Below are 25,766 nucleotides of genomic sequence, written 5' to 3'. Positions count from 1 at the left end.
CTAAGGGCAAAGGTTCAAGAGTTTGGCTGCTTAAAAGACGAAACCCGTGGGCGACGATTTAGCCGCTCACGGGTTTGTTGCAGGTCATGCGACGGGAGGTGGGCGCCTCACAGATCCCGGGCGACGCGAAAGCCCAGCCAGTCGCCACGGGTATCGGGGTAGGTGGCGTTGCGATTGCCCGAACGGGAGAACACCGGTGCTTCGCCCCAGTCGTTGCCGCGAATGCGCCGCACCTTGCAGTCGCCGCTCAGCCAGGCACTGCCGTCGCTCGGCGCGCCGACGTAGTTCTCGTTGAAGCAATCGGCGGTCCACTCGTAGACGTTGCCGTGCATGTCGTACACGCCGAAAGCGTTGGCCGGGAAACTGCCTGCCGGTGCGGTGAAGTTGTAGCCATCGGCCGCGCCGTACGTATTGGCGTGCTTGGCGATGCTGTATTCCTTGCCTTCGTCGAACGGGAAGGGGAACGGCCCGGTGCTGCCGGCGCGGGAGGCGTATTCGCGCAGGGATTCGCTGACCAATCGATAAGCCTTGCCGGATTTTTTCGACAGCCATGCCACGTAGGCGTTGGCTTCTTCGAAGTCCATGCACACCGCCGGATGCTTGGCGGTACGCTCGTAGCGCGGCACGCCGGCCTTGCATTCGCGGCCCGGACGGGTATCGCCGTCGGGCATCACGTAACCGGTGTCACGCAGGTAGGCGTCCCATTCACCCACCAGCACCTGGAAGCGACTGATGGCCAGCGGTTTGGCGAACGTCACCGGGTGCAACGGGCCTTCATCCGGCTCGCGACCGACTTCATTTTCCGGGGTGCCCATGGTGAACGTGCCGGTGGGCAGCACGACCATTTCCGGACAATCCTTGCAGTCCTTGAACACCTTGCCCGGCTGGGCAGGCTCGGCGGCTTGCGCGAGGCCCGGCAACAGGCAGGCGGCCACGGTGGCGAAAGCCAGTGCGGGGAGCGTCTTCAAGGAAAAACTACGCGGCTCACTGTTCATCATCTCTCTCGATACAAAGGTAAAAGGAGTCGTATCTGTTCAATGCGCATCCCTGTGGGAGCGGGCTTGCTCGCGAAAGCGGTGGGTCATTCAGCCTAAGTGTTGACTGACCCACCGCCTTCGCGAGCAAGCCCGCTCCCACAGGGGAATGGCGTTGTTTAGCTGAGCTGCGTGCTGAGCAACGCCATGAAGCGGTCGATTTCAGCCTCGGTGTTGAGCAGCCCCGGCGCGGTGCGCACCACCGGGCCGACGTCGCGTTCCACCGCATCGGCGACCACTTTGTTTTGCATCAGGTACGCGGCGATCTTGTCGCTGTTCTTGCCCTTGACCCGGAAGAAGCTGAAACCCGATGACAGCTCGGGGCTCAGGGGCGTGACGAGTTCGATCTGCGGGTGGGCTTGCAGGCGTTTCTTCATGTAGCTGTTGAGCGCATGGATGCGCGCCTGGACGTCGGCCTTGCCCAGTTGCAAATGCAATTTGAAGGCTTCGTTCAGCGCCCAGCGGTGTTCGAACGAGTGGTAACCACCGGGGGTCATGGTGGTGGAAAACGCGGTGGCTTCGGAGAAGGTCGGAATGATCGGCGTGACGTATTTGACCTCTGGGCTGCGGCTGCAAACGATGCCGGTGCCGCGCGGGCCGAACATCCATTTGTGGGTGCCGGCGATAAAGAAGTCGCAGTTCATCGCCGGGAAACTCAAGTCCTCGACGCCAAAACCGTGCACACCGTCGACCAGGTAAATGATCCGGTCCTTATCGGCGCGGTTGCGGTTGTGTTTGTCCACCAGGGCGCCGATTTCTGCGATCGGGGTTTTCACGCCACTGCCGGACTGCACCCAGGTCATGCCGAGCACGCGGGTTTCGGGTTTGATGCCTTGGTCGATGGCGGTCAGGATTTCTTCCTTGGTGACCGTCTGCGGATCCTTGAACAACCGGAGCTTGCGCACCTTGGTGCCGTCGCGCTGGGTGCGCAAATCGAGAATGGTGTGGGTGGCGTAGTGTTCGTGGACGGTGGTGAGGATTTCCTGGTCCGGGCGCACATGGACGCCGCCGTAAATCATCGCCAGGCCTTCGGTGGTACTGCCAGTCAGCGCGATCTGCTTGGCATCCGCTTGCAGGTAACGACCGGCCCACACGCGAACGTCTTCTTCGCGCTGTTCGATCACACCCAAGTCCCAATCCATGGCCAGCCCGGGGTTTTTATCGAGGGCGGCGCGGTGCATCTCGATGGCGTCGCGCACGGGTTTGGGGTGCGAGGTGATCAGGAAATTGGAGAAGTGCAGGTAGGCCGGGTCCTGATCGAACAGTTGGCGCAACTGCGCCCATTTGTCCCCGGACAGCGGCGCTTTTGCTGCGGCACTGGCGGCGGAGGGCAGGCCGGCAGTCAGCGGCAGGCCGGCGGCGAGGATGCCGGCCTGTTTCAGGAAGGTTCGACGATCACTCATGGTTTGCTTTTGTCCTGCTGCGAAATCAATGCGGGCTTGGCGGCTTTCTGCACCTGATCCCAGACCCGCAGGAAATTGCCACCCCAGAGCTTGGCGATGTCCGCCTCGGAGTAGCCGCGCGACAGCAGTTCGGCGGTCACGTTGCGGATTTCGCTGACGTTCTCCCAGCCTTTGACGCCGCCGCCTTCGTTGAAGTCGGAGCTGATGCCGACGTGGTCGATACCGATTTTGCGCACGGTGTATTCGATGGCGTCGCCCAGATCCTTAAGGCTGGCCTTGGGTTCTTCTTCGAGGATCGCGTAGAGGCCGCTGGCGTACTGGCCGAACTTCTGCTCGGACCAGGCGGAGATGATCGGGTCACCCGGCATCAGCGCCATCGCGAGGTTCGGCAGGGGCGGCAGGTCGAAACGCTGGCGCAGTGCGTTGAGCTTGTCCTGGGTCGGCTGCGACAGTGGCTTGAGGTACTGCGAGAAGCCGACGATCTGCACCACGCCGCCGCTGTTTTTGATCAGTTGCAGTTCTTTGTCACTGAGGTTGCGCGGGATATCCACCATGGCCCGTGGCGCTGAGTGCGAGGCCACCAGCGGTGTGCGGCTCAGTTGCGCGACTTGCTCCAGGGCCTTGGTCGACATTTGCGAGACGTCGATGATTACCCCCAGGTCATTCAGGCGATGCACCGCTTGTTTGCCGAGGTCGGAGAGGCCGTCGAGGGCGTCCGGCGAATCGTTGAAGAACGGCAGCGGCCGCGAAGAATCGGCCCAGTCGTTGTTGCCGATGTAGCTGAACGCGAACATGCGCATGCCGCGCGCCGTCCACAGGTCCAGCAGGCTCAGGTCGTGGCCCAACGGGTAGGCGTTGAGCATGCTGATGAAAATGGCGAACTTGCCTTCACCGTGCAGGCGACGGAAGTCGTCGGGGGTGTAGGCGATGGCGACCTGATTGGGGAAGTCGCGGACCATCCCGGTGATGATCTTGTAGCGGATCTCCTGCTGGTTGCGCGCTTCTTCGAGGAACCCGGCGGTGGGCTTGTGCGGTGCGTTGGCGCCGTTCCAGATTTCCGGCCAGCCGAAGATCGTCAACGCCGCGCCGGAGAGGTGACCGCGATTGGCTTTGACCAGGTCGAACTGGCCCTTGCCATCCTTGTCCGCCTCGTTGCCCTGGGTGCCGAAGTTCTGCATCAGGCTGACGTGGCTGTCGAAAGACAGCATGCGTTCGTGGAGTTCGTCGGCCTGCTTCATCACTTTGACCGGGTAGCCGGGGTTGTCCTTGAACCAGTAATCCCAGGCTGCATAGCCTGCACCGGCGCTGATCGCCAGAGCCAGCGGCAGGCCGATGTAAAGAGCCTTTTTCGAACGTGGTTTTGTCATTGCCATCTCAGTCAGGTTCGCCGTCGAGGTGCAGGCGCAGGGGCCTTTGCTATCTGGGAAGAACGAGTGATCGGCATAGGAATTTAGGTGGTCTGTTTAAAAGATCGCAGCCTTCGGCAGCTCCTACATTGGAACGCGTACCCCGTAGGAGCTGCCGAAGGCTGCGATCTTTTAAAGGCCCCCATAAATTTCCCGTCGTAACAAACGTTCTAGCTTGGATAAAGCCTGCTTCATGGCTGACACAGGTAGGGCAATGACGATTTCTCGACGATGGTTCATGGCGGGCCTGGCGCTGACCGGCGCCGCCGTGCCTGCGGCTTTTTATGGGCATCGCGAATGGACGAAGCCGGACCCGACGATCACCCCCGGTGAGGCGACGGTCGATCTGGCGGACACTGCGGGCCAGCACCTGGCGAATTCGCTGCGTGGCGTCTGGGATGTTCGCTTCGAGGGCGCGCAGGCAGGCCTCGACGGTTTGCCGTTGCAAGGCCTGGAGTTGTTGCTCGACGTCGCCCAGCGTGGGCGCGGTTTGCGCGGCTATCTGGACACCGCGCAGCAGTTGCGTGGCGACGCTGAGCCGCGTTATCGGGTCATGGGCGATCTGGTGTCACCCAAGCCTGGCGAGATGTATTGGCGCCTGATCGATACGCAATCGGCCAACGGCGCAGCGACGTATGAGTTGTCGGTGATTCTCGATGAGGTCTGGGCTGATTTCGGCAATGCCGGCAGTGGCACGCTCAGCGGGCGCATCCTGCGACTGGACCGTCCACTCGGTTTACCGGCGCTGGACAATCGCTTTGTCGCGCACAAACGCCTGTTTCCTGAAGCACGGGAGCGTACCGGCCTGAATCCGACGCTGTTGGCGTGGCTGATTTCTCCGGAGCATCGTTTGTTCCATCAGCTCTGGCATGCCTCGCGGGACAAATGGCACACGCTCTCCGAAGACAAGCGCGGGGCCTTGCGCGGGATTGGCTGGCAGCCGGGCCCGCGAGACAAGGAGCGCGATGCCCGGGGGCCGAAGAAGGATCGCAATGGTTCGGGCGTGGACTTTTTCTTTATGCACCGGCACATGCTCGCCACCGCGCGCTCGATGCAAGACTTGCCGTCCTGGCCAAGCTTCCCGATGCCGCAACCGGAACTGGAGCGGGATCGCCAGGGTTTTGCCCGCTACTTCGACAACCACGACGGCGCTTCACTGCCGCCGACTTGGCTGGCGGGTGAGGATCCGGAGTACACCCAGTGGGTCAGCGACATCAAGACTGCCGAGACGTATCACAGCAATTTCCAGGTCTGGGAATCGCAGTACCGCGACCCGCGTTATTTGTCGAAGTTGACGTTGGGGCAGTTCGGTTCGGAAGTCGAATTGGGTTTGCATGACTGGCTGCACATGCGTTGGGCGTCGGTGCCGCGTGATCCGTCGAATGGTCAGCCGGTGCCGTTTGCCCGGGATCCCTCGGACTTTGCCGCGCGTTGGTTCGGGCCGGAAAACGATTTTCTCGGTGACCCGTTTTCCTCCCATGTGAACCCGGTGTTCTGGCATTTCCACGGCTGGATCGATGATCGGCTTGAAGACTGGTTCCGCGCGCATGAGCGCTTCCATCCGGGGGAGGTCACGCGGCTGGAGGTCAATGGCGTGCCGTGGTTCGCCCCGGGCCGCTTCGTCGAAGTCGACGACCCCTGGCTCGGCCCGAGCACTCACGGGTGCAGCACCACGCCGGGATTGCAGGCGGGCAAGTCGGTGGAAATGGACCCGGAAACCATGAAACTCGCGCTGCGCATCACCTTCGGCACCGACGAAAAGAAACTCGCCGACCTGTTCCGCCGCGTGCCGCAACGGCCGTGGTATGCACGGAATTTGAAGGTCAAGCAGCGGCAGGCCTGACGACGGCGTTATCGTTCATTCGCGAGCAGGCTCGCTCCCACACAAGATCTATGGTGAACACAGTATTTGTGAACACCTGAGATCCCCTGTGGGAGCGGGCTTGCTCGCGAAAGCATCGGCACATCCAACATTAATCTCGCCTGACACTCCGCCTTCGCGAGCAGGCTCGCTCCCACAGGGAATCTTTGGTGAACACAGTATTTGTGAACACTTGAGATCCCCTGTGGGAGCGGGCTTGCTCGCGAAAGCGTCGGCACATCCAACATTAATCTCGACTGACACTCCGCCTTCGCGAGCAAGCCCGCTCCCACATTTTGATCTTCAGTGGACGCAACATTTGCGTACGCCTCAGATCCCCTGTGGGAGCGAGCCTGCTCGCGAAGGCGATCTGACATTCACCGCCATCACAACGTCTGCCACCCTCCACCCAGCGCTTTGTACAACGCAATACTCGCCTGCAACCGCGACAGCTTCAGTTGCACGTTCAAATCCTGCGCCGCGTACAGCGTGCGTTGTGTCTCCAGCACCGTGAGTAAATCCTCGGCGCCAGCCTGGTAGCGGCTTTGGGCGATGTTGAAGGCGGTTTGGGCCTGGCTCAGTTCTTCGCTTTGCCATTGGCGTTGTTCGTCGAGCCAGCGAATGCTGTTGAGGGCTTTTTCGACGTCGGCGAAACCGTTGATGATCGCGCCGCGATAGACCTCCAACAGTTCTTGCTGGCGTGCCGTGGCTTTGTCGCGTTCGGCACCGAGGCGGCCGTTGTTGAAGATCGGCGCCACCAAACCGGCAGTGAGGTTGTAGAACGGGCTGCGCAGAATATCGCTGGCGCTGTTCGCCCCGGAGCCGAAGCTGGCGCTGAGGGTGATGGAGGGCAGCATGGCGGCGCGGGCGACGGTGACGTCGGCGCGGGCGGCGGAGAGTTGTGCTTCGGCGCGGGCGATGTCCGGGCGGCGGCTCAGCAACTCGCTGGGCACGCCCGCACCGATCACGGGCCATTGCAGGTGATCGAAGGATTCGTCGATCGGTGCCAGTTGCTGCACCGGTCGGCCGAGCAGGGCGGCAAGGGTGATCAGCGATTCGTCGGCCTGTTGCTGCACCGTCGGCAATTGCCGTTGCTGCGCCGCGACCAGGCTTTTCTGCTGGGCCAGTTCGAGGGCGGTGGCCGAGCCTGAGTCGTAGCGGGTCTGCACCAGTTTCAACACGCTCTGGGCATTCGCCAGATTGAGTTCGGCAATCCGCCGCTGCTCGCGCAACGACAGGGTTTTCGTGTAGCTGTTGGCTACACCGCTGAGCACCGTCAGCTCCACCGTGGCTTGATCAAACTCGCTGGCCTTTAATCCGAACTGCGCACTGTCGCGGGACGCACGCTTGCCGCCCCAGAAATCGATCTCATAACTGGCATTCAGGTTGGCATCAAAGTAATCCACCGCCTCGTTGCTGCTGTCTGCATCAAGCTGACTGTAGCCATTGCCGCGCAGCAGTTTCTGGCGGTTGGCATTCGCCCCGGCCTTTATCTCCGGCAACTGCGAACCACCGGCAATCACCGTTCCGGCCTGGGCCTGACGTACCCGTGCGACCGCCGCCGCGAGGTCGAAACTGCCGACCCGCGCCTGCTCGATCAGGCGATCCAATGGTGGGCTGCCGAATTGCGTCCACCATTGCGCATTGCTGCGCGCGGCGTTTTCGTTGTGCGGCGATTGCCACGTGGCGGGCGGTGCGAGGCCGCTGTCCGGGCGCGGGGCAGGGCTGCTGCAGGCGCTGAGCAACAGGCAGATAGTCAACAGGCTCAATGGCGGCTTCATAGATCGATCATTCACTGGTAAGGGCCGTGACCGGGTCGAGCCGGGCAGCTTTGCGGGCCGGCATGAAGCCGAAGACAACACCGGTAACAAGGGCGCAGCCGAAGGCGCCGAGCACCGCCATCAAGGAAAACGCGACGGCAACTTCGCTGAGCACCAACACGCCACCGACGATCAACGCCAGGGCAATCCCGGCGAGGCCGCCGACCACTGAGAGCATCACCGCTTCGGTGAGGAACTGACGCAGGATGTCGCGCTGACGGGCGCCGGTGGCCATGCGGATACCGATCTCGCGGGTACGTTCGCGCACGGTCATGAGCATGATGTTCATCACGCCGATCCCACCGACCAGCAGCGAGATCGCGGCAATCGAGCCGAGCATCAGCGACAGGGTGTTCTGGGTCCGGGCCTCGGCCTGGATCATCGCCGCGTTGTTGGTCAATTCGAAATCCTGCTTGCCGCCGTGCAGGCGTAGCATCAATTGCTTGATCGCGGTTTCCGCTTCCTTGACCTTGCGCGCGTCGGTCGTGGCGATGGCCACGTATTCGGGATTGTGCGTGCCAAACAGCCGCACGCTGGCCGCCGAATACGGAATGGCGATGCGGTTATCGCTGTCGGAGTCGCCGGAGCTGGCGCCTTTTTCCGCGAGCACGCCGACCACCTGGAACGGCACGTTCTCGATCAGGATGTATTGGCCGATGGGGTTGGCCACGTCCTTGAGCAATTTCGTGCGCACCTTGTGGCCGATCACCGCCACCGCCGCGCCGGATTTTTCATCGGCGTCGGTGAAGTAGCTGCCCTGGACCACCGGCCAGTTGAAAATCGCCGGGAAATTGGTGTCGTTGCCGCCGACATAACTCAGGTGATCGACGTTGCCGAAACGCACCCCGGCCTCGGAGCCATTCACCGGCATGATCCGCCGCACTTGCGGCAGGCTGGCCAGCGCGGCGACGTCGTCCAGAGTGATGACCCCGGGCGGTGTGCGCGGGTTCGGCGCCGAGCCGCTGAGGTAAATAATGTTCGAACCGAATGCGCCCATCTGCGCCATGACCTGACGCTTGCTGCCTTCGCCGACCGCGAGCATCACCACCACCGACGCCACGCCGATGATGATTCCGAGCAAGGTCAGGGCGGTGCGGAACTTGTTGATCCACATCACCCGCCAGGCCGCGTGCACCGCATCCACCAGCTCGCCTTTCCAGGCACCGGTGGCCTCGGCGCCTTGGCTGAGGCGCTTGCGCAGGTCCACCGCTTGCAACGCGCCGGGGTTGGCCGAGGTTTGCGCTGCGGGGTTGTCACGGGCGCTGTCGCTGATGATCAGGCCGTCACGGATTTCAATGATGCGCTTGGCCCGCGCCGCCACTTCGCGGTCGTGGGTGATCAGGATCACCACGTGGCCCTGGCTTGCCAGTTCGTCGAGCAAGATCATGACCTCGGCGCCGCTGTGGCTGTCGAGGGCGCCGGTGGGTTCGTCGGCGAGGATAATGTGGCCGCCGTTCATCAGGGCGCGGGCAATCGACACCCGTTGTTGCTGGCCACCGGAGAGTTGATGCGGGCGGTTGCCAGTGCGCGTGGCCAGGCCGAGGCGGTCGAGCAGGGCGGCGGCGCGGGCATGGCGTTCGGCGGCCGGGGTGCCTGCGTAGATGGCCGGCATCTCGACGTTTTCCTGGGCCGAGCCGGACGGGATCAGGTGATAGCCCTGGAACACAAAACCAAACGCTTCGCGACGCAGCCAGGCCAGTTCATCGCTGTCGAGCTGTGCGACGTTTTCCCCGGCGAAGCGGTATTCGCCCGAGGTCGGCCGGTCGAGGCAGCCGAGGATGTTCATCAGCGTCGATTTGCCCGACCCGGAAGCGCCGACAATCGCCACGAACTCGCCGGCATGGATCGCCAGGTCGATGCCGCGCAATACGTGGACTTCCGGGGCATCGCCGCCACCGTAGGCTTTGCGGATGTCCTGCAGGTCGATCAGGGGCGTCTGCATTCAGCCGCCACTCCCGTCAGCCGGGCCGATCAACAGGTGATCGCCTTCTTCGAGGCCATCGAGGATCTGCACTTTCAGCCGGTCACTGATGCCGGTGCGCACCTCCCGTTGCTGGATCGCGCCGTTTTTCGCGACGACTTGCGCAGTCTGGCTGTCGGCCTGGGGGCCGCCCTGCAGCGCAGCAATCGGCGCGGTGAGGACGTTTTTCGCCTGGTCGGAGACGAAGAACACCTGAGTGGTCATTTCCGCCATCAAGGCGTTGTCGGCGTTATCCACATCGAGCAACACGGTGTACAGCACCACGCGTCCAGTGCCGCTTTTGCTCGAACTGGCAGGACTGCCGCCGCCCTGACTGGTCTGATCCAGCGGTTTGGGCGGGATCGGCAAGATCTGCCGCACGGTGCTGTTCCAGCGCCGGTTGCCGCCGCTAAGGGTGGTGAACCACGCGGTCATGCCGGGTTTGACGTGGCCGATATCGGCTTCCGAGACCTCGGCCCACACCGTCATCGGCGACAACTTGGCGATGCGCAGAATCAGCGGCGTCTGCTGCTGGGCGTTGAGGGTCTGGCCTTCACGGGCATCGAGGGCGACCACGGTTCCGTTCATCGGCGCATAAATGCGCGTGTAGCCGAGCTCGGCCTGATCACTGCGCAGACTGGCCTGGGCCTGGCGAATCTGCGCCTGGAACATGTCCACGCGGGCCTGGGTGGCGCGCAGTTCGGCCTGGGCGGTTTGCACGTCTTCGGCGCGGGTGGCGCCACCGGCCGCGAGGTTTTGCTGGCGCTGGAATTTCTGCCGGGCCAGTTCGTGCTGGGCCTTTTGTTCCTCAAGCTGCGCCTTGAGGTTGTCAATGGAAAAACGCCCGGCGTCGAGTTTGGCCTGTTGCGTCGATGGATCGATTTCCACCAGCAGGTCGCCTTCCTTGACCACATCGCCGACTTCCACATGGATCTTGTGGATCTGCCCCGACGCCTGGGCGCCGACATCGACATAACGCCGCGGTTGCAAGGTGCCCAGCGCCGTGACGCTGCTTTCGATGTCGCTGCGCGTGACTTGCACCGTGGCGAATTGATCGCGGCCGGGCGGAAGGATCTTCCAGGCCGCGACGGCCATGACGGGGATCAGACAAAGGGCTACAAGCAGGGCGCGTCGGGTGTGTCGGGGACGTTTCATGCAGGGTTCCGGCCAGAGAAAATCGGCCCGTCGCGCAACTGGCGCGCAAAAAGAGGCGACAGTCGAGCGCTGTCGGAGGGCCGACAGACACGGGGAGCTGTCCTGTAAACGAGGAATGCGGGGAGGAATTTAAGCGCGGACACACGGAGTTACAGGTGTAGATCAGGACTATTTATCGGGCAAATTGAAACAGCACTTTAAATCTATATGAGAATTACTATAAATTACGCGACTTAAATTGCCACCATCCTGCCACTGCCCATTCGGCGGTCGCGGAGCTGGCTCAAGGACAGGTCCCGCACCTCGTGCGGCCGGGAGTCATGTTGGAAAACTACTATCGCGAGCTGGTGTGTTTCCTGAACGCCAAGCTGGGCAACCGTCAGGTGGCCGAAGATGTGGTGCATGACGCTTATCTGCGGGTACTGGAGCGATCCAGCGACACGCCGATCGAGCAGCCCCGGGCATTCCTGTATCGCACCGCGCTGAATCTGGTGATCGACGACCATCGGCGCAATGCCCTGCGTCAGGTCGAATCCCTGGAAGTGCTCGACAACGAAGAGCGCTATTTCACCCCTTCGCCGCACACCAGCCTCGACCACGGCCAACGCCTGGCCATGCTCCAGCGCGCGTTGGCGGAATTGCCGAGGCTGTGCCGCGAGAGTTTCCTGCTGCGCAAGATCGACGGCCTGTCGCACCCGGAGATAGCCGAACACCTTGGGATTTCCCGGGCGCTGGTGGAGAAACACATCGTCAACGCGATGAAACATTGCCGGGTGCGCATCAAGCAGTGGGACGCCCACTGATCCCTTCCGCTTAAATTTTTTTTCATTGTCCTCGTCCCTACTCAACAGACGATCTGCTGTCCTGCCACAGGCCGGTCAGGTCACCCAGGTTTTATCCCCGCTGCTGAGGGGTTCATCCAGAGGACACTGGAAATGACACAGGCAATTGCATCGCCCATCGTTCACGACCTGATCGGCATCGGTTTCGGCCCATCGAACCTGGCGCTGGCCATCGCTCTGCAAGAGCGCGCACCGAACCAGGGTGAGCTGGATGTTCTGTTTCTCGACAAGCAGGCCGACTACCGCTGGCACGGTAACACCCTGGTGACCCAGAGCGAGTTGCAGATTTCCTTCCTCAAGGACCTGGTGACCCTGCGCAACCCGACCAGCCCGTACTCGTTCGTCAACTACCTCAAGCATCACGGGCGCCTGGTGGACTTCATCAACCTCGGCACCTTCTACCCGTGCCGCATGGAGTACAACGACTACCTGCGCTGGGTCGCCGGGCAGTTCACCGAGCAGAGCCGCTACGGCGAAGAAGTGCTGACCATCGAGCCGGTGCTGCACAACCAGCAGGTCGAAGCGCTGCGCGTGATCTCCCGCGATACCCAGGGCCAGCAACACGTGCGCACCACCCGTTCGGTGGTGGTCAGTGCCGGCGGTACACCGCGCATTCCCGAAGCGTTCAAGGCGCTCAAGGATGACAGCCGCGTGTTCCACCACTCCCAGTACCTGGCGCAAATGGCCAAGCAACCGTGCGTGAACAACCAGCCGATGAGCATTGCGATCATCGGCGGCGGGCAGAGCGCGGCGGAAGCTTTCATCGACTTGAACGACAGCTTCCCGTCGGTGCAAGTGGACATGATCCTGCGTGGCTCGGCCCTGAAGCCGGCAGACGACAGCCCGTTCGTCAACGAAGTGTTCTCGCCGGAATTCACTGATCTGGTGTTCCAGCAGGCCAGCAGCGAGCGCGAGCGTCTGGTCAACGAGTACCACAACACCAACTATTCGGTGGTGGACATCGACCTGATCGAGCGCATCTACGGCATCTTCTATCGCCAGAAAGTCTCCGGGATTGCGCGCCATGCATTCCGCACCCTGACCACCCTCTCAAAAGCCACCGCCACCGAGCGCGGCATCGAACTGGCGGTGCGCAACAACGCCACCGGCGAAGTCACGGTTCGGCATTACGATGCCGTGGTCCTGGCCACCGGTTACGAGCGTCAGATGCACCGCAAACTGCTGGCGCCGCTGGAACAGTACCTGGGCGACTTCGAGGTCGATCGCAATTACAAACTGATCACCGACGAGCGCTGCAAGGCCGGCATCTACATGCAGGGCTTCTGCCAGGCCAGCCACGGCTTGAGCGACACCTTGCTGTCGATCCTGCCGATCCGCGCCGATGAAATTGCCGGTTCGCTGTATGAACATGGCAAGTCGCGCGGGCATGGGCGGTCGGTGATGGATTTGTTGTTGGCGACAGCCAGCTAAGATTTTCTGCGCCTGATAGTCAGCCTTCGCGAGCAAGCCCGCTCCCACATTTGATCTGTGAACACAGGTCCATTGTGGGAGCGGGCTTGCTCGCGAAGGGGCCAAAAAGAACACCGAAAATCCTCGATCCTGAACCCTTCCTGAAGAACCCGCCGATTCCCCCGGCACACTCCCCAGCATCGTTTACTCTCCAGAAATCGGGGCGTAAGCTTCGCGCGTTTTCATCAATAGCGGAGACCCACAGTGGGTACTTGTTCGAGTGACAGTAGTCGGCCGGTTTCAGTAACCGGCACCTTCTCGGCAAGCTAACGCGCAGCTTTTTTGTGCCGTTACCTTGCTGAAAAGCGAGTAGCGGCATCCCGATCGCGGCCAGTGGCGGCGCGACTCCCGACGTCCCTCTCATCGACGCTGAACCGTGCGTGATGTTCGACCTGCCTGTCGACATCGCGGCGACTCGACGCGCCTGCTCGACGGTTTCCCGGCTGACCCTGGGGGGCAACTGCCATGAACCTGACCTTGCTCAAAGAATTCTTCGCCGGATTCCTGCGCACCCGCCACATCGCCCGGCACTTTCGTCGCCTGGCGTTGCTGGAAAGCATCAACGACACCACGGTCAGCCGTGAAGTACCGCCGACGCTGGCGCAGACCCTGGTGTCGGCGGCCAACAGCGACACTGGCCTGTTGCTGGATAACCTCGGCAGTCACAGCGATGGTTTGAGCGAGGCCGAAGCCGACACCCTGCGCGAACAATTCGGCCTCAACGAAGTCGAGCATGAGCAGCCGTTGCCGTGGTGGGTGCACCTGTGGCACTGCTACAAAAACCCATTCAACCTGCTGCTGACCTTGTTGGCGGTGGTCTCCTGGTTCACGGAAGACATCAAGGCTGCCGTGGTGATTTTCTCCATGGTGGTGCTCTCGACCCTGCTGCGGTTCTGGCAGGAAGCCAAGTCGAACCAGGCGGCGGATGCGCTGAAGGCGATGGTGAGCAACACCGCGACCGTCATGCGCCAGGGCGCGCAGCGCATCGAGTTGCCGATCAAGCAATTGGTGCCCGGCGACCTGATCGTGCTCTCGGCCGGCGACATGATTCCCGCCGATTGCCGGGTGCTCAGCGCCAAGGACCTGTTCGTCAGCCAGGCGGCGATGACCGGCGAATCGATGCCAGTGGAAAAATTCCCGCGCCAGCAGGACAGCGACACCAGCAACCCGCTGGACCTCGACAACATTCTGTTCATGGGCACCAACGTGGTCTCGGGTTCGGCCATCGCGGTAATCCTGACCACCGGCAACAGCACCTATTTCGGCGCATTGGCGCAGCGGGTCAGCGCCACCGACCGGGCGCCAACCTCGTTCCAGAACGGCGTCAACAAAGTCAGCTGGTTGTTGATCCGCTTCATGTTCGTGATGGCGCCACTGGTGTTGTTCATCAACGGTTTCACCAAGGGAGACTGGATGCAGGCGCTGCTGTTCGCGCTGTCCATCGCCGTCGGCCTGACTCCGGAAATGCTGCCGATGATCGTCACCTCGACGTTGGCCAAGGGCGCGGTGTTCCTGTCGCGCAAGAAAGTCATCGTCAAACGCCTGGACGCGATCCAGAACTTCGGCGCGATGGACGTGCTGTGCACCGACAAGACCGGCACCCTGACTCAGGACAAGATCTTCCTCGCCCGGCATGTGGACGTCTGGGGCAAAGAGTCTGACGACGTGCTGGAAATGGCCTACCTCAACAGCTACTACCAGACCGGCCTGAAAAACCTGCTGGACGTGGCGGTGTTGCAACACGTCGAGGTGCACCGTGAACTCGAAGTGGCCACGGCATTTGCCAAGGTCGATGAAGTGCCGTTCGATTTCACCCGGCGCCGCATGTCGGTGGTGGTGGCCGAGCATGACCGGCCTTACCACGTGCTGGTGTGCAAAGGTGCGGTGGAAGAAATTCTCGCCGGATGCACCCATGTTCGCCACGGCGATAACGACGAGCCGCTGACCGATGAACTGCTGGCGCGGATTCGCGAAGTGACCGCGTCCTTCAACGAGGAAGGCTTGCGTGTGGTGGCGGTGGCCGCGCGGCACACACCGAAAGATCAGGCGGTCTACAGCATCGCCGATGAACAGCAGATGACCCTGATCGGCTACGTGGCATTCCTCGATCCGCCCAAGGAAAGCACCGCGCCGGCCTTGCGTGCATTGGCCGCTCACGGCATCGCGGTGAAGGTGCTGACCGGCGATAACGAATTGGTGACCGCGAAGATTTGCCGCGAGGTCGGCCTGGAACAACAAGGCCTGCTGATGGGCAACGACGTCGAGCGCATGAGTGATGCCGAACTGGCCGTGGCGGTGGAAACCACCAACGTCTTCGCCAAACTGACGCCGTCGCACAAGGAACGCATCGTGCGTTTGCTCAAGGGCAACGGGCATGTGGTCGGGTTCATGGGCGACGGCATCAACGACGCCCCGGCACTGCGCGCGGCCGACATCGGTATTTCGGTGGACAGCGCGGTGGACATCGCCAAGGAAGCGGCCGATATCATCCTGCTGGAAAAGAGCCTGATGGTGCTGGAGGAGGGCGTGCTGGAAGGGCGCCGGACCTTCGCCAACATGCTCAAGTACATCAAGATGACCGCCAGCTCGAACTTCGGCAACGTGTTCTCGGTGCTGGTGGCCAGCGCGTTTATCCCGTTCCTGCCGATGCTGCCGATGCACCTGCTGGTACAGAACCTGCTGTATGACATTTCGCAGATTGCCATCCCGTTCGATAACGTCGATGCCGAGATGCTGAAGAAACCCCAACGCTGGCAACCGGCGGATGTCGGGCGCTTCATGTTGTTCTTCGGCCCGATCAGCTCGATCTTCGACATCACCACGTTTGCCTTGATGTGGTACGTGTTCGACGCCAACACCCCGGACCACCAGACCCTGTTCCAGTCCGGCTGGTTCGTGGTGGGGTTGCTGACCCAGACGCTGATCGTGCACATGATCCGCACACCAAAGATTCCGTTCCTGCAAAGCCGCGCGGCCATGCCGTTGATGGTCATGACCGGGATCATCATGGCGGTCGGGATCTTCCTGCCAATGGGACCGCTGGCGCACTACTTCAAGCTGCAGGCGCTGCCGTCGCTGTACTTCGTGTTCCTGCCGCTGATTCTGCTGGCGTACATGGGGCTGACGCAGGCGGTGAAAGGGTTCTATATCCGCCGATTTGGCTGGCAATAAAGCTACCAACTGTAGGAGCAAAGCTTGCTCGCGAAGAACGATGACGCGGTCCCGTACAGGACCGAGGTGCCTCCATCGCGGGCAAGCCTCGCTCCCACAGAGGATGGCGACCACTCGTCTGAACTGTCAGATCTGACAGGTAGTTTTGCCTGTCGACCCATGCAAAAGTCATTGCGCAGCCGTTGCGTCTACCCCGGGCCAGCCCCGGGGTAGACGTTGGGCAATCATGTCTTTTGCACAGGGAGTTGCCATGAAGTCAGCGCTGATTGTGGACGATCATCCGGTGGTACGGGCCGCAGTCAAAATTGTTCTTGAAAAGGAGGGCTTCAAACAGATTGACGAGGCGTCCAGCGGCAGCGAGGTGATGGCCATGCTTCGCGAACATGCCCCCGATCTGCTGGTGCTCGACCTGGTCATGCCCGGTCTCGATGGGCTGGAAGTGCTGGAGCGCATCAGGCTCAGTGAGTTCTCCAGTCGGGTGCTGATCTTTACGTCCCTGGAGCCGCTGTTTTTTCAAGAGCGTTGCATGCGGGCCGGCGCCTTGGCCTATGTCTCGAAAACCAACGATCTGAGCCAATTGCACAAAGCGATTCATGCGCTCATGGCCGGCTATACCTATTTCACTCGATTGCCCTCGTCGTCCCTGGACATGCTGCAAAGCAGTGAAAAGCAGCTGATCGACTCACTCTCCAATCGCGAACTGGCTATTTGCCGACACTTGGCGAACGGTATGAGCAACAAGGCAATCGCCGAGCTCATGAACCTGAGCCACAAGACCGTCAGCACCTACAAGACACGCCTGATCGAAAAGCTCGGGGTGCATTCGGCGGTGCACTTGCGTGATTTCTGCAAACGCAACCAGCTGATCTGAATGGACCAGACCGTGCGCGCCTGCCTGATCGTGCTGATGTTGTTCACTGCGCTGCAAACCCCTGCGGTGATGGCGGATGAACCGCAAGCCCTGCACCTGCTCGGACGCTCGACCGTGGACGGATACGGCGTCCAACTCGACGAAACGGATTGGCAATGGCTGCGCAACAAGCGCGTGTTGCGCCTCGGTGTGTCGGGACCGGACTACCCGCCCTTCGAGGTGACGCGCAATCACGCTGAACTGGAGGGCATCACCGCCGACTACGCCGATCTGCTGGCGCAACTGCTGCACGTCAAGGTCGAGGTCTTGCGTTACGCCACGCGCGAAGCGGCCATGCAGGCGCTTAAACGTGATGGGCTGGACCTGCTCGGGACGTCGAACAATTTCGAGGTGGCCGATCCCGACCTGATCAGGTCCCGCGCCTATGCCGAAGACCAGCCGATGCTGGTTACTCGACTGGACGAGCGCCTGCCCGACGATCTGGCGGGCAAGCGCATTGCCATGGTTGACGATTATCTGCGGGCCTCCAGTGTCGAGGCGTTCTATCCCGAGGCGCGCCTGCACCAGTATGCCTCGACACTCGAAGCCCTCGGCGCCGTAGCGTTCGGCCAGGACGATGTGTACCTGGGCGACTTCATCAGCGCCAACTACCTGATCAACAATAACTACCTCAACAACGTTCACCTGACCGGGCCATCAGGGCTGGACGCCAATCCGTTCGGCTTTGCCCTGGCCCGCAGCAATACGCGTCTGTCGGGCATCGTGGACCGCGCACTGGCGGCGATTCCCATGGATCAGCGCGCGGCCATCGAGCAGCGCTGGAGTGCCGGCCGGGCCAACCTTTCCGGTCAGCAGAGCGTGCGCTTGAGCGCCGCTGAACAGCGTTGGCTGGCGCGGCATCCGACGCTCACCGTGGGCGTCGTCGAGGACTTCGCGCCGCTGACGTTTTTCGATGCCCAGGGACGCTTCAGCGGGCTGACCGCGCAGTTGCTGAACCTGATCAGCCAGCGCAGCGGCCTCAATTTCAGGGCGCAGCGCAGCCGTTCACTGGATCAACAGATCCAGCAACTCAAGGCCGGTGAAATTGACCTGCTGCCCGCGATTATTCCCAGCGCCGAGCGCGAGGCCGAGTTGCGTTTCACCCGCGCCTACTTGAGCAATCCGTTCGTGCTGGTCAGTGCCACCACGGCGGGCAGCCCGAAAACCCTCGACGACCTGGTGGGCAAGCGTCTGGCGATCAGTCACAGTCATCCTTTGCGCGAGTTTATTCTGGCGCGGGCAGCGGGTATCCGGCTGGTGGATGTGCAAAGTCCGGCGCAAGGTCTGGAGGCCGTGGTCAAAGGGCAGGCTGATGCGGCACTCAGTTCATTGATCCTGACCCGACACCTGATTGTCCGGCACTACCGTGATCGCCTGCAGATCAACAGCACCGTGGGCAATGAACCGGCGCTCATCACCCTGGCCACCGACCGTGGCGCAGTGGAATTGCAGTCGATCCTGAACAAGGCGTTGCTGAGCATTTCACCCCAGGAGATGGACGAATTGGTGGCGCGCTGGAGCAATGACGTGATGGTCGATGACAGCTATTGGCAGCGTCATCGGCAAGGCATCCTGCAAGGCTTTGCCGCTGCTGGTGCCTTGCTGTTGCTGGCGCTGGGCTGGATCGCCTGGCAGCGCCGACAGATTTCCCAGCGTCAGCGCTGGCTCCAGCAATTGCAGGACGCCAAGGACGCCGCCGATGACGCCAACCGGGCGAAAACCACGTTTCTGGCGACCATGAGCCACGAAATCCGCACGCCAATGAACGCCTTGATCGGCATGCTCGAACTGGCCCTGAAACGCTCGGAAGAGGGCGTGACTGATCGGTTTGCGATTGAAGTGGCGTCCAGTTCCGCACAGCAATTATTGGTGTTGATCGGCGATATTCTCGACATCGCCCGCATCGAGTCCGGGCATTTATCATTGGCGCCGGAGCGCGCCAATTTGCGTGAGCTGACGGAATCGGTGTGTCGGGTTTTTGAAGGTCTGGCGCGCCAGAAGGCACTCGATTGGCGGGTTTCATTGGATGGGCAAAGCGACCGAGATGTGCTGATCGATCCGCTGCGTTTCAAACAAGTCCTGTCGAATCTGTTGAGCAACGCGATCAAGTTCACCGAAGCCGGCGAGGTCAGCCTGAGCTTGCGCCTGGAACCTGGGCTGGCCGGGCATCTGCGGGTGAGCGTGATGATCGAGGACAGTGGCATCGGCATCAGCGTCGCCGACCAGCAACGCCTGTTCAGTCCATTCGTCCAGGCGGGCAACAACCCGCAATCGGGCCGTCACGGTTCGGGGCTGGGGTTGGTGATCAGCCGCTCGTTATGCGAAATGATGGGCGGGCGGTTGCAGCTTCACAGTGAGCTCGGTCGGGGCACGCGGGTCGAGGTCAGTCTGGAGGTGCCCGCCTTGCAAGCGTTGCAGCCCAGCGCAGCGCCGCCGGGTGAAATGCCGTTGCCGATCCGCGCGTTGACGATTCTGGTGGTCGACGACTACCCGGCCAATCGCCTGTTGCTGTCACGTCAGCTGAGTTATCTGGGGCATCGGGTCTTGGCGGCCAAGGATGGCGGGCAGGGATTGGAGCAGTGGCGAGAACAGACGCCCGATGTGCTGATCACGGACTGCAACATGCCGGTGCTCAGTGGTTATGAACTGGCGATGGCGATTCGTGATGAGGAGCGAACTCAAGGGTTGCCGGCGACGTTGATCCTGGGGTTCACCGCCAATGCTCAACCCGAGGAAAAGCTGCGCTGCCTCGAAGCCGGGATGGACGATTGCCTGTTCAAACCGATACGCCTGGGAGACCTGAGTGCCTGGCTGGCGACAAGGTTTGCTGACGAATCACCCGAGGAAGAGCCACCGCAGGCCGACATCGATTTGAGTGGACTGGAATCCTACGTCGGCAGCGATCGCCGCTTGATTGATCGTCTGGTGCACGAGCTGGCGCTGACCAACCGTGAGGATCGCCAACGATTGTTGCTGGCGCACGCGGCGGATAATCGCCAGGACCTCCGAGACCTGGCGCACCGCATCAAGGGCGGTGCGCGCATGGTTCGGGCGGTGCGGCTGATCGAGTGCTGCGAGCAACTGGAGCAGGCGTGTGCCGAAGGTCGCGGGTCGCAGATCGACATCGCCGTCGAGCATTTGCAGCAGACCATGACGCGCCTGGACCAGAGCCTCGGGCCGCGCTGACGATCAATCCCAATGCGGGGCGATGCCTTTAGGGCTGGTCAAGCGTTGGCCGCGATCCAGGCCGGCGATCAACGCCATGTCGGCGTCGCTCAAGGTCAGCGCAACGGCGTGCAGGTTGCTTTGCAGGTTGGCGCGTTTGGTCGATGAAGGAATCACCGCGTAACCCAGTTGCATGGCCCAGGCCAGGGTGACTTGGGCCGGTGTTGCGTGCAGGCGTTCGGCGATCTGCTGGATCACCGGGTCCTTCAACACTTCGCCGTAGGCCAAGGTCATGTAGGAGGTGATCTGGATGCCCTGGCTCTGGGCGAACTCGGCGACTTTGCGGTTTTGCAGGTACGGGTGCAGCTCGATCTGGTTGGTGGCGATGTTCTCGGCACCGACGGCGGCAATCACCTGTTTCATCAGGTCGACGGTGAAGTTGGACACGCCGATCTGGCGGGTCAGGCCCATGTTCTTGGCTTCGAGCAGGGCGCCCATGAATTCTTCCACCGGCACCTGGTTTTCCGGGGACGGCCAGTGGATCAGCGTCAGGTCCAGGTAGTCGGTCTGCAAGTTGCGCAGGCTCTGCTTGAGGCTGTCGATCAGGCGATCCTTGGCGAAATTGGCGACCCAGATTTTGCTGGTGATGAACAGCTCTTCGCGCGGAATGCCGCTGGCGGCGATGGCCTGGCCGACGTCGGCTTCGTTTTCGTAAATCTGCGCGGTGTCGACGACCCGGTAGCCGAGTTCAAGGCCGGTGCTCACCGAATCGATGACCACTTGGCCTTGCAGACGAAACGTACCAAGACCGAATGCGGGAATAGACATTGATGACTCCAGGGTTGCAGTGGGAATGGGCACGAGTATCCGCGCCGGCATCCTTGAGAAAAACCGCTGGTGGGGCAAAGCAATGTTTACCGAAAGTCATGAATCGGTAGATCAAAAGATCGCAGCCTTCGGCAGCTCCTACATTGGGATGGCGTACACCCTGTAGGAGCTGCCGAAGGCTGCGATCTTTTGATTTTATGCTTTACCCCCGCGCCTCAAGAATCATGCAAGTCGTCGATCCGGTCGCATACAACCGCCCATCCACATCATAAATCCGCCCCTCGGCCAACGCGGTCGAACGCCCCAGGTGCACAATCTTGCCCTCGGCGCGCACCGGGCCGCTGGCGCCGGTCAACGCCCGGACATAACTGATGCGCAGATCCAGCGTCGTGTAGCCCTGGCCTTTCTTCAATTGCGTGTGAATCGCACAGCCCATGCACGAATCCAGCAAGGTCGCCGCATAGCCGCCATGCACGCTTCCCAGCGGGTTGTAGTGCCGCGAATCCGGGGTGCCCTGGAAGATGAACAGCCCGGCCGACCATTCGATCGGGATGAAATCCATCAACGCACCAATCGGCGGCGAGGGCAGTTCACCGTTGCCGACACCCTCGAAAAATTCTGCGGGCGATAGCGCGCTGACCTCGGCCATCGACAGGCTGCCGGGCCCGGCGAGGCGGGCACGAATCGCCTGTTCCTGAGCGATCCATTGGGCGAGAGTGGCTTCACGGGTGGGGCTTTGCATGATCAATTCCTCGGGCAGATATTACGGCTGTAATCTTCATCAATATTATGTCCGAAATAAAAACCTCGCCAGTCCTCGTTTGCCAGGATCGTTCTACTGATGGGACGCTGAGGCTGGTTGTTGCCGTCTAGTACAGAATTGATATCAGATTTAAGCTGGGTTCATGCTTTACCCACCTATTTCGGAGGCACGATGAAAAACATCATCGGTATCTACACCAGTCCACGGGCGCATTGGGTCGGCGACGGTTTTCCGGTTCGCACGCTGTTTTCCTACGACACGATGGGCAAACACATCAGCCCGTTTTTGCTGCTGGATCACGCCGGGCCCGCTGAATTCACCCCGACCACCGAGCAGCGTGGCGTCGGCCAGCATCCACATCGCGGTTTTGAAACCGTGACCATCGTCTACGACGGCGAAGTGCAACACCGCGACTCCAGCGGTGGTGGCGGCACGATCGGGCCGGGCGATGTGCAATGGATGACCGCTGCCTCGGGGATCATCCACGAGGAATTCCATTCCGACGCTTTCGCCAAAACCGGCGGCACCCTGGAAATGGTGCAGCTGTGGGTCAACCTGCCCGCCAAGGACAAAATGGCCGACGCCGGTTACCAGACGATCCTCGACCGCGACATCCCGAACATTCCGCTCAAGGACGATGCGGGCAGCCTGCGCCTGATCGCCGGGGAGTTCGACGGCCACACCGGGCCATCGCGCACCTTCACGCCGATTGATGTCTGGGACCTGCGCCTCAACGCCGGCAAGTTGCTGACGCTGGACTTGCACGAAGGTCGCAACACCGCGCTGGTGGTGCTGCGCGGTACGGTGCAGGTCAATGGCGTGGAGTTGGTAAGGGAAGGGCAGTTGGCGTTGTTTGAACGCGATGGCCAGCAACTCAGCCTGGAAGCCAATAACGACGCGGTGGTGTTGCTGCTCAGCGGCGAGCCGATTGACGAGCCTATCGTCGGCCATGGCCCGTTTGTGATGAACAGCGAACAGGAAATCCACCAGGCGTTTGCCGATTACCAGTCGGGGCGGTTTGGGCGGATGAATAGTTAAATCCCGCCGCACCGCAATAACCCTGTGGGAGCGGGCTTGCTCGGGAAGAGGCCGTGTCAGTCACTATCAATGTCGACTGGCACGCCGCCTTCGCGAGCAAGCCCGCTCCCACAGTTGTTTGCGGTGTTCTCAGGACCGCAAATCCTCCTACACTGTGCCCAATCCGTGCGATCTTCGCGCCATTGGCCCTTGCTGGAGTTGCTTGATGCTGTCACTGCTCACCGATCACCCGCTGCTCGTCGCATTGGCCCTGATCCTGATCGATCTGGGGCTGTGGCGTTTGATCAGCACCAACGGCAGCAACTGGAAACTGGTGGTACGGCTGGTGATTTTTGCGTTGTTCAGCGTCCTGCTGTTCAACGAAGGCCTGAACCCGCTGGAGCCCGCGCCCTGGGCCGACAATGTGCCGCTGCACCTGGCCGCCACCGGTTTGCAGATCGGCTGGTGGCTGTTCGGTGCGCGGACCCTGACGGTGCTGATCGGCGCCGTGATGATGCAACGGGTCGGGCACACCGGACGTTTGCTCCAGGATCTGCTCGGCGCGGTGATTTTCCTGATCGCGATCATCGCGGCCATGGCCTACGTGCTCGACCTGCCGGTCAAAGGCGTTCTCGCCACCTCCGGCGCGGTGGCGATCATCGTCGGCCTGGCGCTGCAAAGTACCCTCAGCGACGTGTTCTCCGGCATCGTCCTCAACACCACCAAGCCTTATCAAATCGATGACTGGATCTCCATCGACGGCACCGAAGGCCGGGTCACCGACATCGACTGGCGCGCCACGCGCATGCAAACCGCCCAAGGCAGCCTGGCGGTGATTCCCAACTCCCTCGCGGCCAAGGCCAAGATCATCAACTTCAGTCGGCCGAGCGACATGTTCGGCGTGTCCATCTGCCTGCAACTGAGCCCACATGCACGGCCAAACACGGTGGTCGAAGCCCTGGAGCGGGCGATGCAGGGCTGCCGTCTGCTGCTCGATCACCCGGCACCGAATGTCGCCCTGAAAAGCTCCAGCAGCGCTGGGGTCGAATACGAGATCAGCGGGTTTGTCGCCTCGATGGACCAGAAACGCACGGTGCGCAATTTGCTGTTCGACCTGGCGTACCGGCACTTGCAGGCGTCCGGCATCAATCTGCTGTCGAGCGTCGAGCCCAACCCGCCGAGCAACGTGTCCCGGCCGAGGGCGCTGCTGGAAAGCTCGGCGATTTTCTCGACCCTGCGCCAGGAAGAAAAAGAAACCTTCAGCCAGAACATGACCCTGCAAACCTTCCGTGCCGGCGAGACGATCCTGGCGGCGGGGGAGGTCAGCGATCACTTGTTCATCATTGAATCCGGGGTGATCTCGGTGACCCTGATGCGCCACGGCACGCCGTTCGAATCCGGGCGCATGGGGCCGGGCGAAGTGATCGGCGAGGCCGGCATCCTGTCCGACACCTCGGTGCCCGCCGCGTTTACCGCCAAGACTTTCTGCGCCCTGTACCGCATCGAAAAGGCCTACCTCAAGCCGTGCCTGGATGCGCGACACGACATCAACGATGCGATGAAAGCCTTGCTGGATTTCCGTCTGCACAAGGCACGGACGTTGACTCAGGACGAACCGGTGGTGGTGCCGAAGAAGGGGTTTTTGCAGTGGTTGCGCAGCCGAGCGTAATACGATGCCTGGCCAGGGAGGTTACGAGGCCTGTCCGCTTTCATATCGTCGCAACACGTAATAGGACGGACGCCCGTTTTCATAGACCAGGTTAACCGGCATTTTCTCAATGTCACTGCGCGCCATCAGCCGGTAGTTTTCTCCGTCGTCCAGTACAGCCCCGTGCCAGGGAGTGCGCCAGACGTCGTCGCAGTCCATCAGCTTGATACCGATTTTTTCGCTGTGCGGATGTTGCGGGTGAATGGAAAGCCTGAGCGCCTCGGGAAACACTTCCTGAACCAACGCACTCCAGGCGTTACTTCGAATAATGACTTGGTAAGCGACGTCTTTGGCCTCTTCCTTTAGTTTGTTACTGGAGTATTCCGGTTTGCGGTGTTTGAGGTCGGTGTACATAAAGCGATGAATGCCGTTGAACATGTTCAAGGTGTGTTCTTCAGTTTTTATCGCCAATTTAAGTGCGTCGATGCTGCGGCCGTATTGCTCGACAAGTTGTTGTCTTATGCTGTCGAAATTACCCTGCTTGAAATAATCCTCGAGGTTGAAGATTTCAATGTTATTGAGTTTGAGCGAAACCAGAAGGTTCTTTATTTCGCGTCCATAGTTCGAAACTTCATCATCGGATACTCCGACACAATCGGAAAATGCACGGCCGTCGGAACAGATAATGATGCGGGCTCCAGGCGGATGCAGTTCGCTAATTTTCACGCACAAGTCATTGAGTTGACGCAGGCTGAGCTTTTCACCCAGGTCAGGAGAGGTCCCCAACACTTTCGACAGGTTCGGCGACTTGGCGGGAAATGCCGGCAGGATAAAGGTGATCGGCCCCCCGCGCGCGATCATCGCGTTGATTTTATCCGTTTGCATATTCAGGCATAGTGTGCAGGGTGTGTGCAGGCAGTTATCGTTGCCGTGTATCAGGCGGCGTTGTCGATAAACGATCTGAAGCAGTTGTGTGGCAATGTCAGTGGCGTTGTGACTAAGTGTGAGGTCAATAGGGCCGGTTATATAATTACTCATTGGGCGAGTCTCTTTTTAGAGTTTTATGCGAATAAAAAATGGCGGCGGTGCGTAAGTGGTGTGTATTTAAAAAGTAAATGGGGCTAAAGACAACGGCTGGTTTGTTAGTGAATGAAAGTTTGGATCCGAAGGAGGGGATTCGTATTGATTAGTCTCAATTCGACCGGGTCATTGCGACGTCCGGTCAAGGGTTGAACAGTCTTGATAGCGTGGAAGCCCGGCCTATAGATTGATCTTCAAAGTCGAAGAAACCCGGGTGATGGCTCCCACATTGA

The 25,766-nt window shown here is 61.0% G+C and carries 17 protein-coding genes; 8 read left to right on the top strand and 9 right to left on the bottom strand.

What is annotated here, in order from left to right; genetic code table 11:
• Positions 1–107: 107 nt before the first annotated feature.
• From LOY68_RS21850 to pvdM, 3 genes are all read right to left on the bottom strand, one after another.
• Entirely contained in the window at positions 108–995 is an 888-nt protein-coding gene (locus tag LOY68_RS21850) for a formylglycine-generating enzyme family protein (protein WP_265039849.1), read from the bottom strand.
• Between the two features lie 158 nt (positions 996–1,153).
• Positions 1,154–2,437, bottom strand: coding sequence for an aminotransferase class V-fold PLP-dependent enzyme (locus LOY68_RS21845; RefSeq protein ID WP_265039848.1), 1,284 nt, complete (start codon positions 2,435–2,437; stop codon positions 1,154–1,156).
• Complete coding sequence (gene pvdM, locus LOY68_RS21840; protein ID WP_163913442.1) at positions 2,434–3,804, bottom strand: pyoverdine-tailoring dipeptidase-like protein PvdM; 1,371 nt, start codon at positions 3,802–3,804, stop codon at positions 2,434–2,436. Before pvdM ends, LOY68_RS21845 begins: the two co-directional genes overlap by 4 nt.
• Before the next feature lie 253 nt (positions 3,805–4,057).
• On the opposite strand from pvdM, the gene LOY68_RS21835 reads away from it, so the two are divergent.
• Positions 4,058–5,686, top strand: a complete 1,629-nt coding sequence (locus LOY68_RS21835) for a PvdJ/PvdD/PvdP-like protein (RefSeq protein WP_265039847.1) — start codon at positions 4,058–4,060, stop codon at positions 5,684–5,686.
• Between the two features lie 404 nt (positions 5,687–6,090).
• On the opposite strand, the gene LOY68_RS21830 is transcribed toward LOY68_RS21835, so the two are convergent.
• The 3 genes from LOY68_RS21830 to LOY68_RS21820 are packed head-to-tail and all read right to left on the bottom strand — an operon-like array spanning position 6,091 to position 10,639.
• On the bottom strand, positions 6,091–7,485 hold the full coding sequence (locus LOY68_RS21830; RefSeq protein WP_265039846.1) for an efflux transporter outer membrane subunit: 1,395 nt from the start codon (positions 7,483–7,485) through the stop codon (positions 6,091–6,093).
• Between the two features lie 7 nt (positions 7,486–7,492).
• Entirely contained in the window at positions 7,493–9,466 is a 1,974-nt protein-coding gene (locus tag LOY68_RS21825) for a MacB family efflux pump subunit (RefSeq protein ID WP_265039844.1), read from the bottom strand.
• Positions 9,467–10,639 carry an efflux RND transporter periplasmic adaptor subunit gene (locus LOY68_RS21820; protein WP_265039842.1) on the bottom strand — a complete coding sequence of 391 codons (1,173 nt, stop codon included), beginning with the start codon at positions 10,637–10,639 and terminating at the stop codon, positions 9,467–9,469.
• Between the two features lie 320 nt (positions 10,640–10,959).
• Between LOY68_RS21820 and LOY68_RS21815 the strand changes: the two genes are divergently transcribed.
• From LOY68_RS21815 to LOY68_RS21795, 5 genes are all read left to right on the top strand, one after another.
• Positions 10,960–11,442 (top strand): sigma-70 family RNA polymerase sigma factor, encoded by a 483-nt coding sequence (locus LOY68_RS21815; protein WP_054051507.1) that lies wholly within the window; start codon positions 10,960–10,962, stop codon positions 11,440–11,442.
• 132 nt (positions 11,443–11,574) lie between these two features.
• Complete coding sequence (locus tag LOY68_RS21810; protein WP_265039840.1) at positions 11,575–12,912, top strand: lysine N(6)-hydroxylase/L-ornithine N(5)-oxygenase family protein; 1,338 nt, start codon at positions 11,575–11,577, stop codon at positions 12,910–12,912.
• A 504-nt stretch (positions 12,913–13,416) separates the two neighbouring features.
• Positions 13,417–16,122, top strand: coding sequence for a magnesium-translocating P-type ATPase (gene mgtA / locus LOY68_RS21805; RefSeq protein ID WP_265039838.1), 2,706 nt, complete (start codon positions 13,417–13,419; stop codon positions 16,120–16,122).
• Between the two features lie 250 nt (positions 16,123–16,372).
• Positions 16,373–16,993, top strand: coding sequence for a response regulator transcription factor (locus LOY68_RS21800; RefSeq protein WP_163913456.1), 621 nt, complete (start codon positions 16,373–16,375; stop codon positions 16,991–16,993).
• Positions 16,994–20,218 (top strand): transporter substrate-binding domain-containing protein, encoded by a 3,225-nt coding sequence (locus LOY68_RS21795; protein WP_265039836.1) that lies wholly within the window; start codon positions 16,994–16,996, stop codon positions 20,216–20,218.
• A gap of 3 nt (positions 20,219–20,221) precedes the next feature.
• On the opposite strand, the gene dkgB is transcribed toward LOY68_RS21795, so the two are convergent.
• Both dkgB and LOY68_RS21785 read right to left on the bottom strand, forming a co-directional pair.
• Positions 20,222–21,025: a 2,5-didehydrogluconate reductase DkgB gene (gene dkgB, locus LOY68_RS21790; RefSeq protein ID WP_163913460.1), complete on the bottom strand. Its 804-nt coding sequence runs from the start codon at positions 21,023–21,025 to the stop codon at positions 20,222–20,224.
• 202 nt (positions 21,026–21,227) lie between these two features.
• Positions 21,228–21,767, bottom strand: coding sequence for a PaaI family thioesterase (locus LOY68_RS21785; RefSeq protein ID WP_163913462.1), 540 nt, complete (start codon positions 21,765–21,767; stop codon positions 21,228–21,230).
• 192 nt (positions 21,768–21,959) lie between these two features.
• On the opposite strand from LOY68_RS21785, the gene LOY68_RS21780 reads away from it, so the two are divergent.
• A complete protein-coding gene (locus tag LOY68_RS21780) occupies positions 21,960–22,826 on the top strand; it encodes a pirin family protein (RefSeq protein ID WP_265039834.1) in 867 nt (288 codons plus the stop codon).
• Between the two features lie 205 nt (positions 22,827–23,031).
• The gene (locus tag LOY68_RS21775; protein ID WP_265039832.1) at positions 23,032–24,474 is read left to right on the top strand and encodes a mechanosensitive ion channel family protein; all 1,443 of its coding nucleotides are present in this window, start codon (positions 23,032–23,034) and stop codon (positions 24,472–24,474) included.
• Between the two features lie 21 nt (positions 24,475–24,495).
• Here the strand turns inward: LOY68_RS21775 and LOY68_RS21770 are convergent, their stop codons facing one another.
• Complete coding sequence (locus tag LOY68_RS21770; protein ID WP_265039831.1) at positions 24,496–25,491, bottom strand: isocyanide synthase family protein; 996 nt, start codon at positions 25,489–25,491, stop codon at positions 24,496–24,498.
• Positions 25,492–25,766 lie beyond the last annotated feature (275 nt).

Origin of the sequence: Pseudomonas sp. B21-053, assembly GCF_026016365.1 — a bacterium.
Taxonomy (GTDB): Bacteria; Pseudomonadota; Gammaproteobacteria; order Pseudomonadales; family Pseudomonadaceae; genus Aquipseudomonas; species Aquipseudomonas nunensis.
This window is presented reverse-complemented; position numbering and strand designations above follow the sequence as displayed.

Coding starts and splice junctions, on each gene's coding strand:
- pvdM (WP_163913442.1), bottom strand. CDS start 3,804: ATGACAAAACCACGTTCGAAAAAGGCTCTTTACATCGGCCTGCCGCTG.
- LOY68_RS21795 (WP_265039836.1), top strand. CDS start 16,994: ATGGACCAGACCGTGCGCGCCTGCCTGATCGTGCTGATGTTGTTCACT.
- LOY68_RS21775 (WP_265039832.1), top strand. CDS start 23,032: ATGCTGTCACTGCTCACCGATCACCCGCTGCTCGTCGCATTGGCCCTG.
- LOY68_RS21785 (WP_163913462.1), bottom strand. CDS start 21,767: ATGCAAAGCCCCACCCGTGAAGCCACTCTCGCCCAATGGATCGCTCAG.
- LOY68_RS21780 (WP_265039834.1), top strand. CDS start 21,960: ATGAAAAACATCATCGGTATCTACACCAGTCCACGGGCGCATTGGGTC.
- mgtA (WP_265039838.1), top strand. CDS start 13,417: ATGAACCTGACCTTGCTCAAAGAATTCTTCGCCGGATTCCTGCGCACC.
- LOY68_RS21825 (WP_265039844.1), bottom strand. CDS start 9,466: ATGCAGACGCCCCTGATCGACCTGCAGGACATCCGCAAAGCCTACGGT.
- LOY68_RS21800 (WP_163913456.1), top strand. CDS start 16,373: ATGAAGTCAGCGCTGATTGTGGACGATCATCCGGTGGTACGGGCCGCA.
- LOY68_RS21810 (WP_265039840.1), top strand. CDS start 11,575: ATGACACAGGCAATTGCATCGCCCATCGTTCACGACCTGATCGGCATC.
- dkgB (WP_163913460.1), bottom strand. CDS start 21,025: ATGTCTATTCCCGCATTCGGTCTTGGTACGTTTCGTCTGCAAGGCCAA.
- LOY68_RS21850 (WP_265039849.1), bottom strand. CDS start 995: ATGAACAGTGAGCCGCGTAGTTTTTCCTTGAAGACGCTCCCCGCACTG.
- LOY68_RS21845 (WP_265039848.1), bottom strand. CDS start 2,437: ATGAGTGATCGTCGAACCTTCCTGAAACAGGCCGGCATCCTCGCCGCC.
- LOY68_RS21815 (WP_054051507.1), top strand. CDS start 10,960: ATGTTGGAAAACTACTATCGCGAGCTGGTGTGTTTCCTGAACGCCAAG.
- LOY68_RS21820 (WP_265039842.1), bottom strand. CDS start 10,639: ATGAAACGTCCCCGACACACCCGACGCGCCCTGCTTGTAGCCCTTTGT.
- LOY68_RS21835 (WP_265039847.1), top strand. CDS start 4,058: ATGACGATTTCTCGACGATGGTTCATGGCGGGCCTGGCGCTGACCGGC.
- LOY68_RS21770 (WP_265039831.1), bottom strand. CDS start 25,491: ATGAGTAATTATATAACCGGCCCTATTGACCTCACACTTAGTCACAAC.
- LOY68_RS21830 (WP_265039846.1), bottom strand. CDS start 7,485: ATGAAGCCGCCATTGAGCCTGTTGACTATCTGCCTGTTGCTCAGCGCC.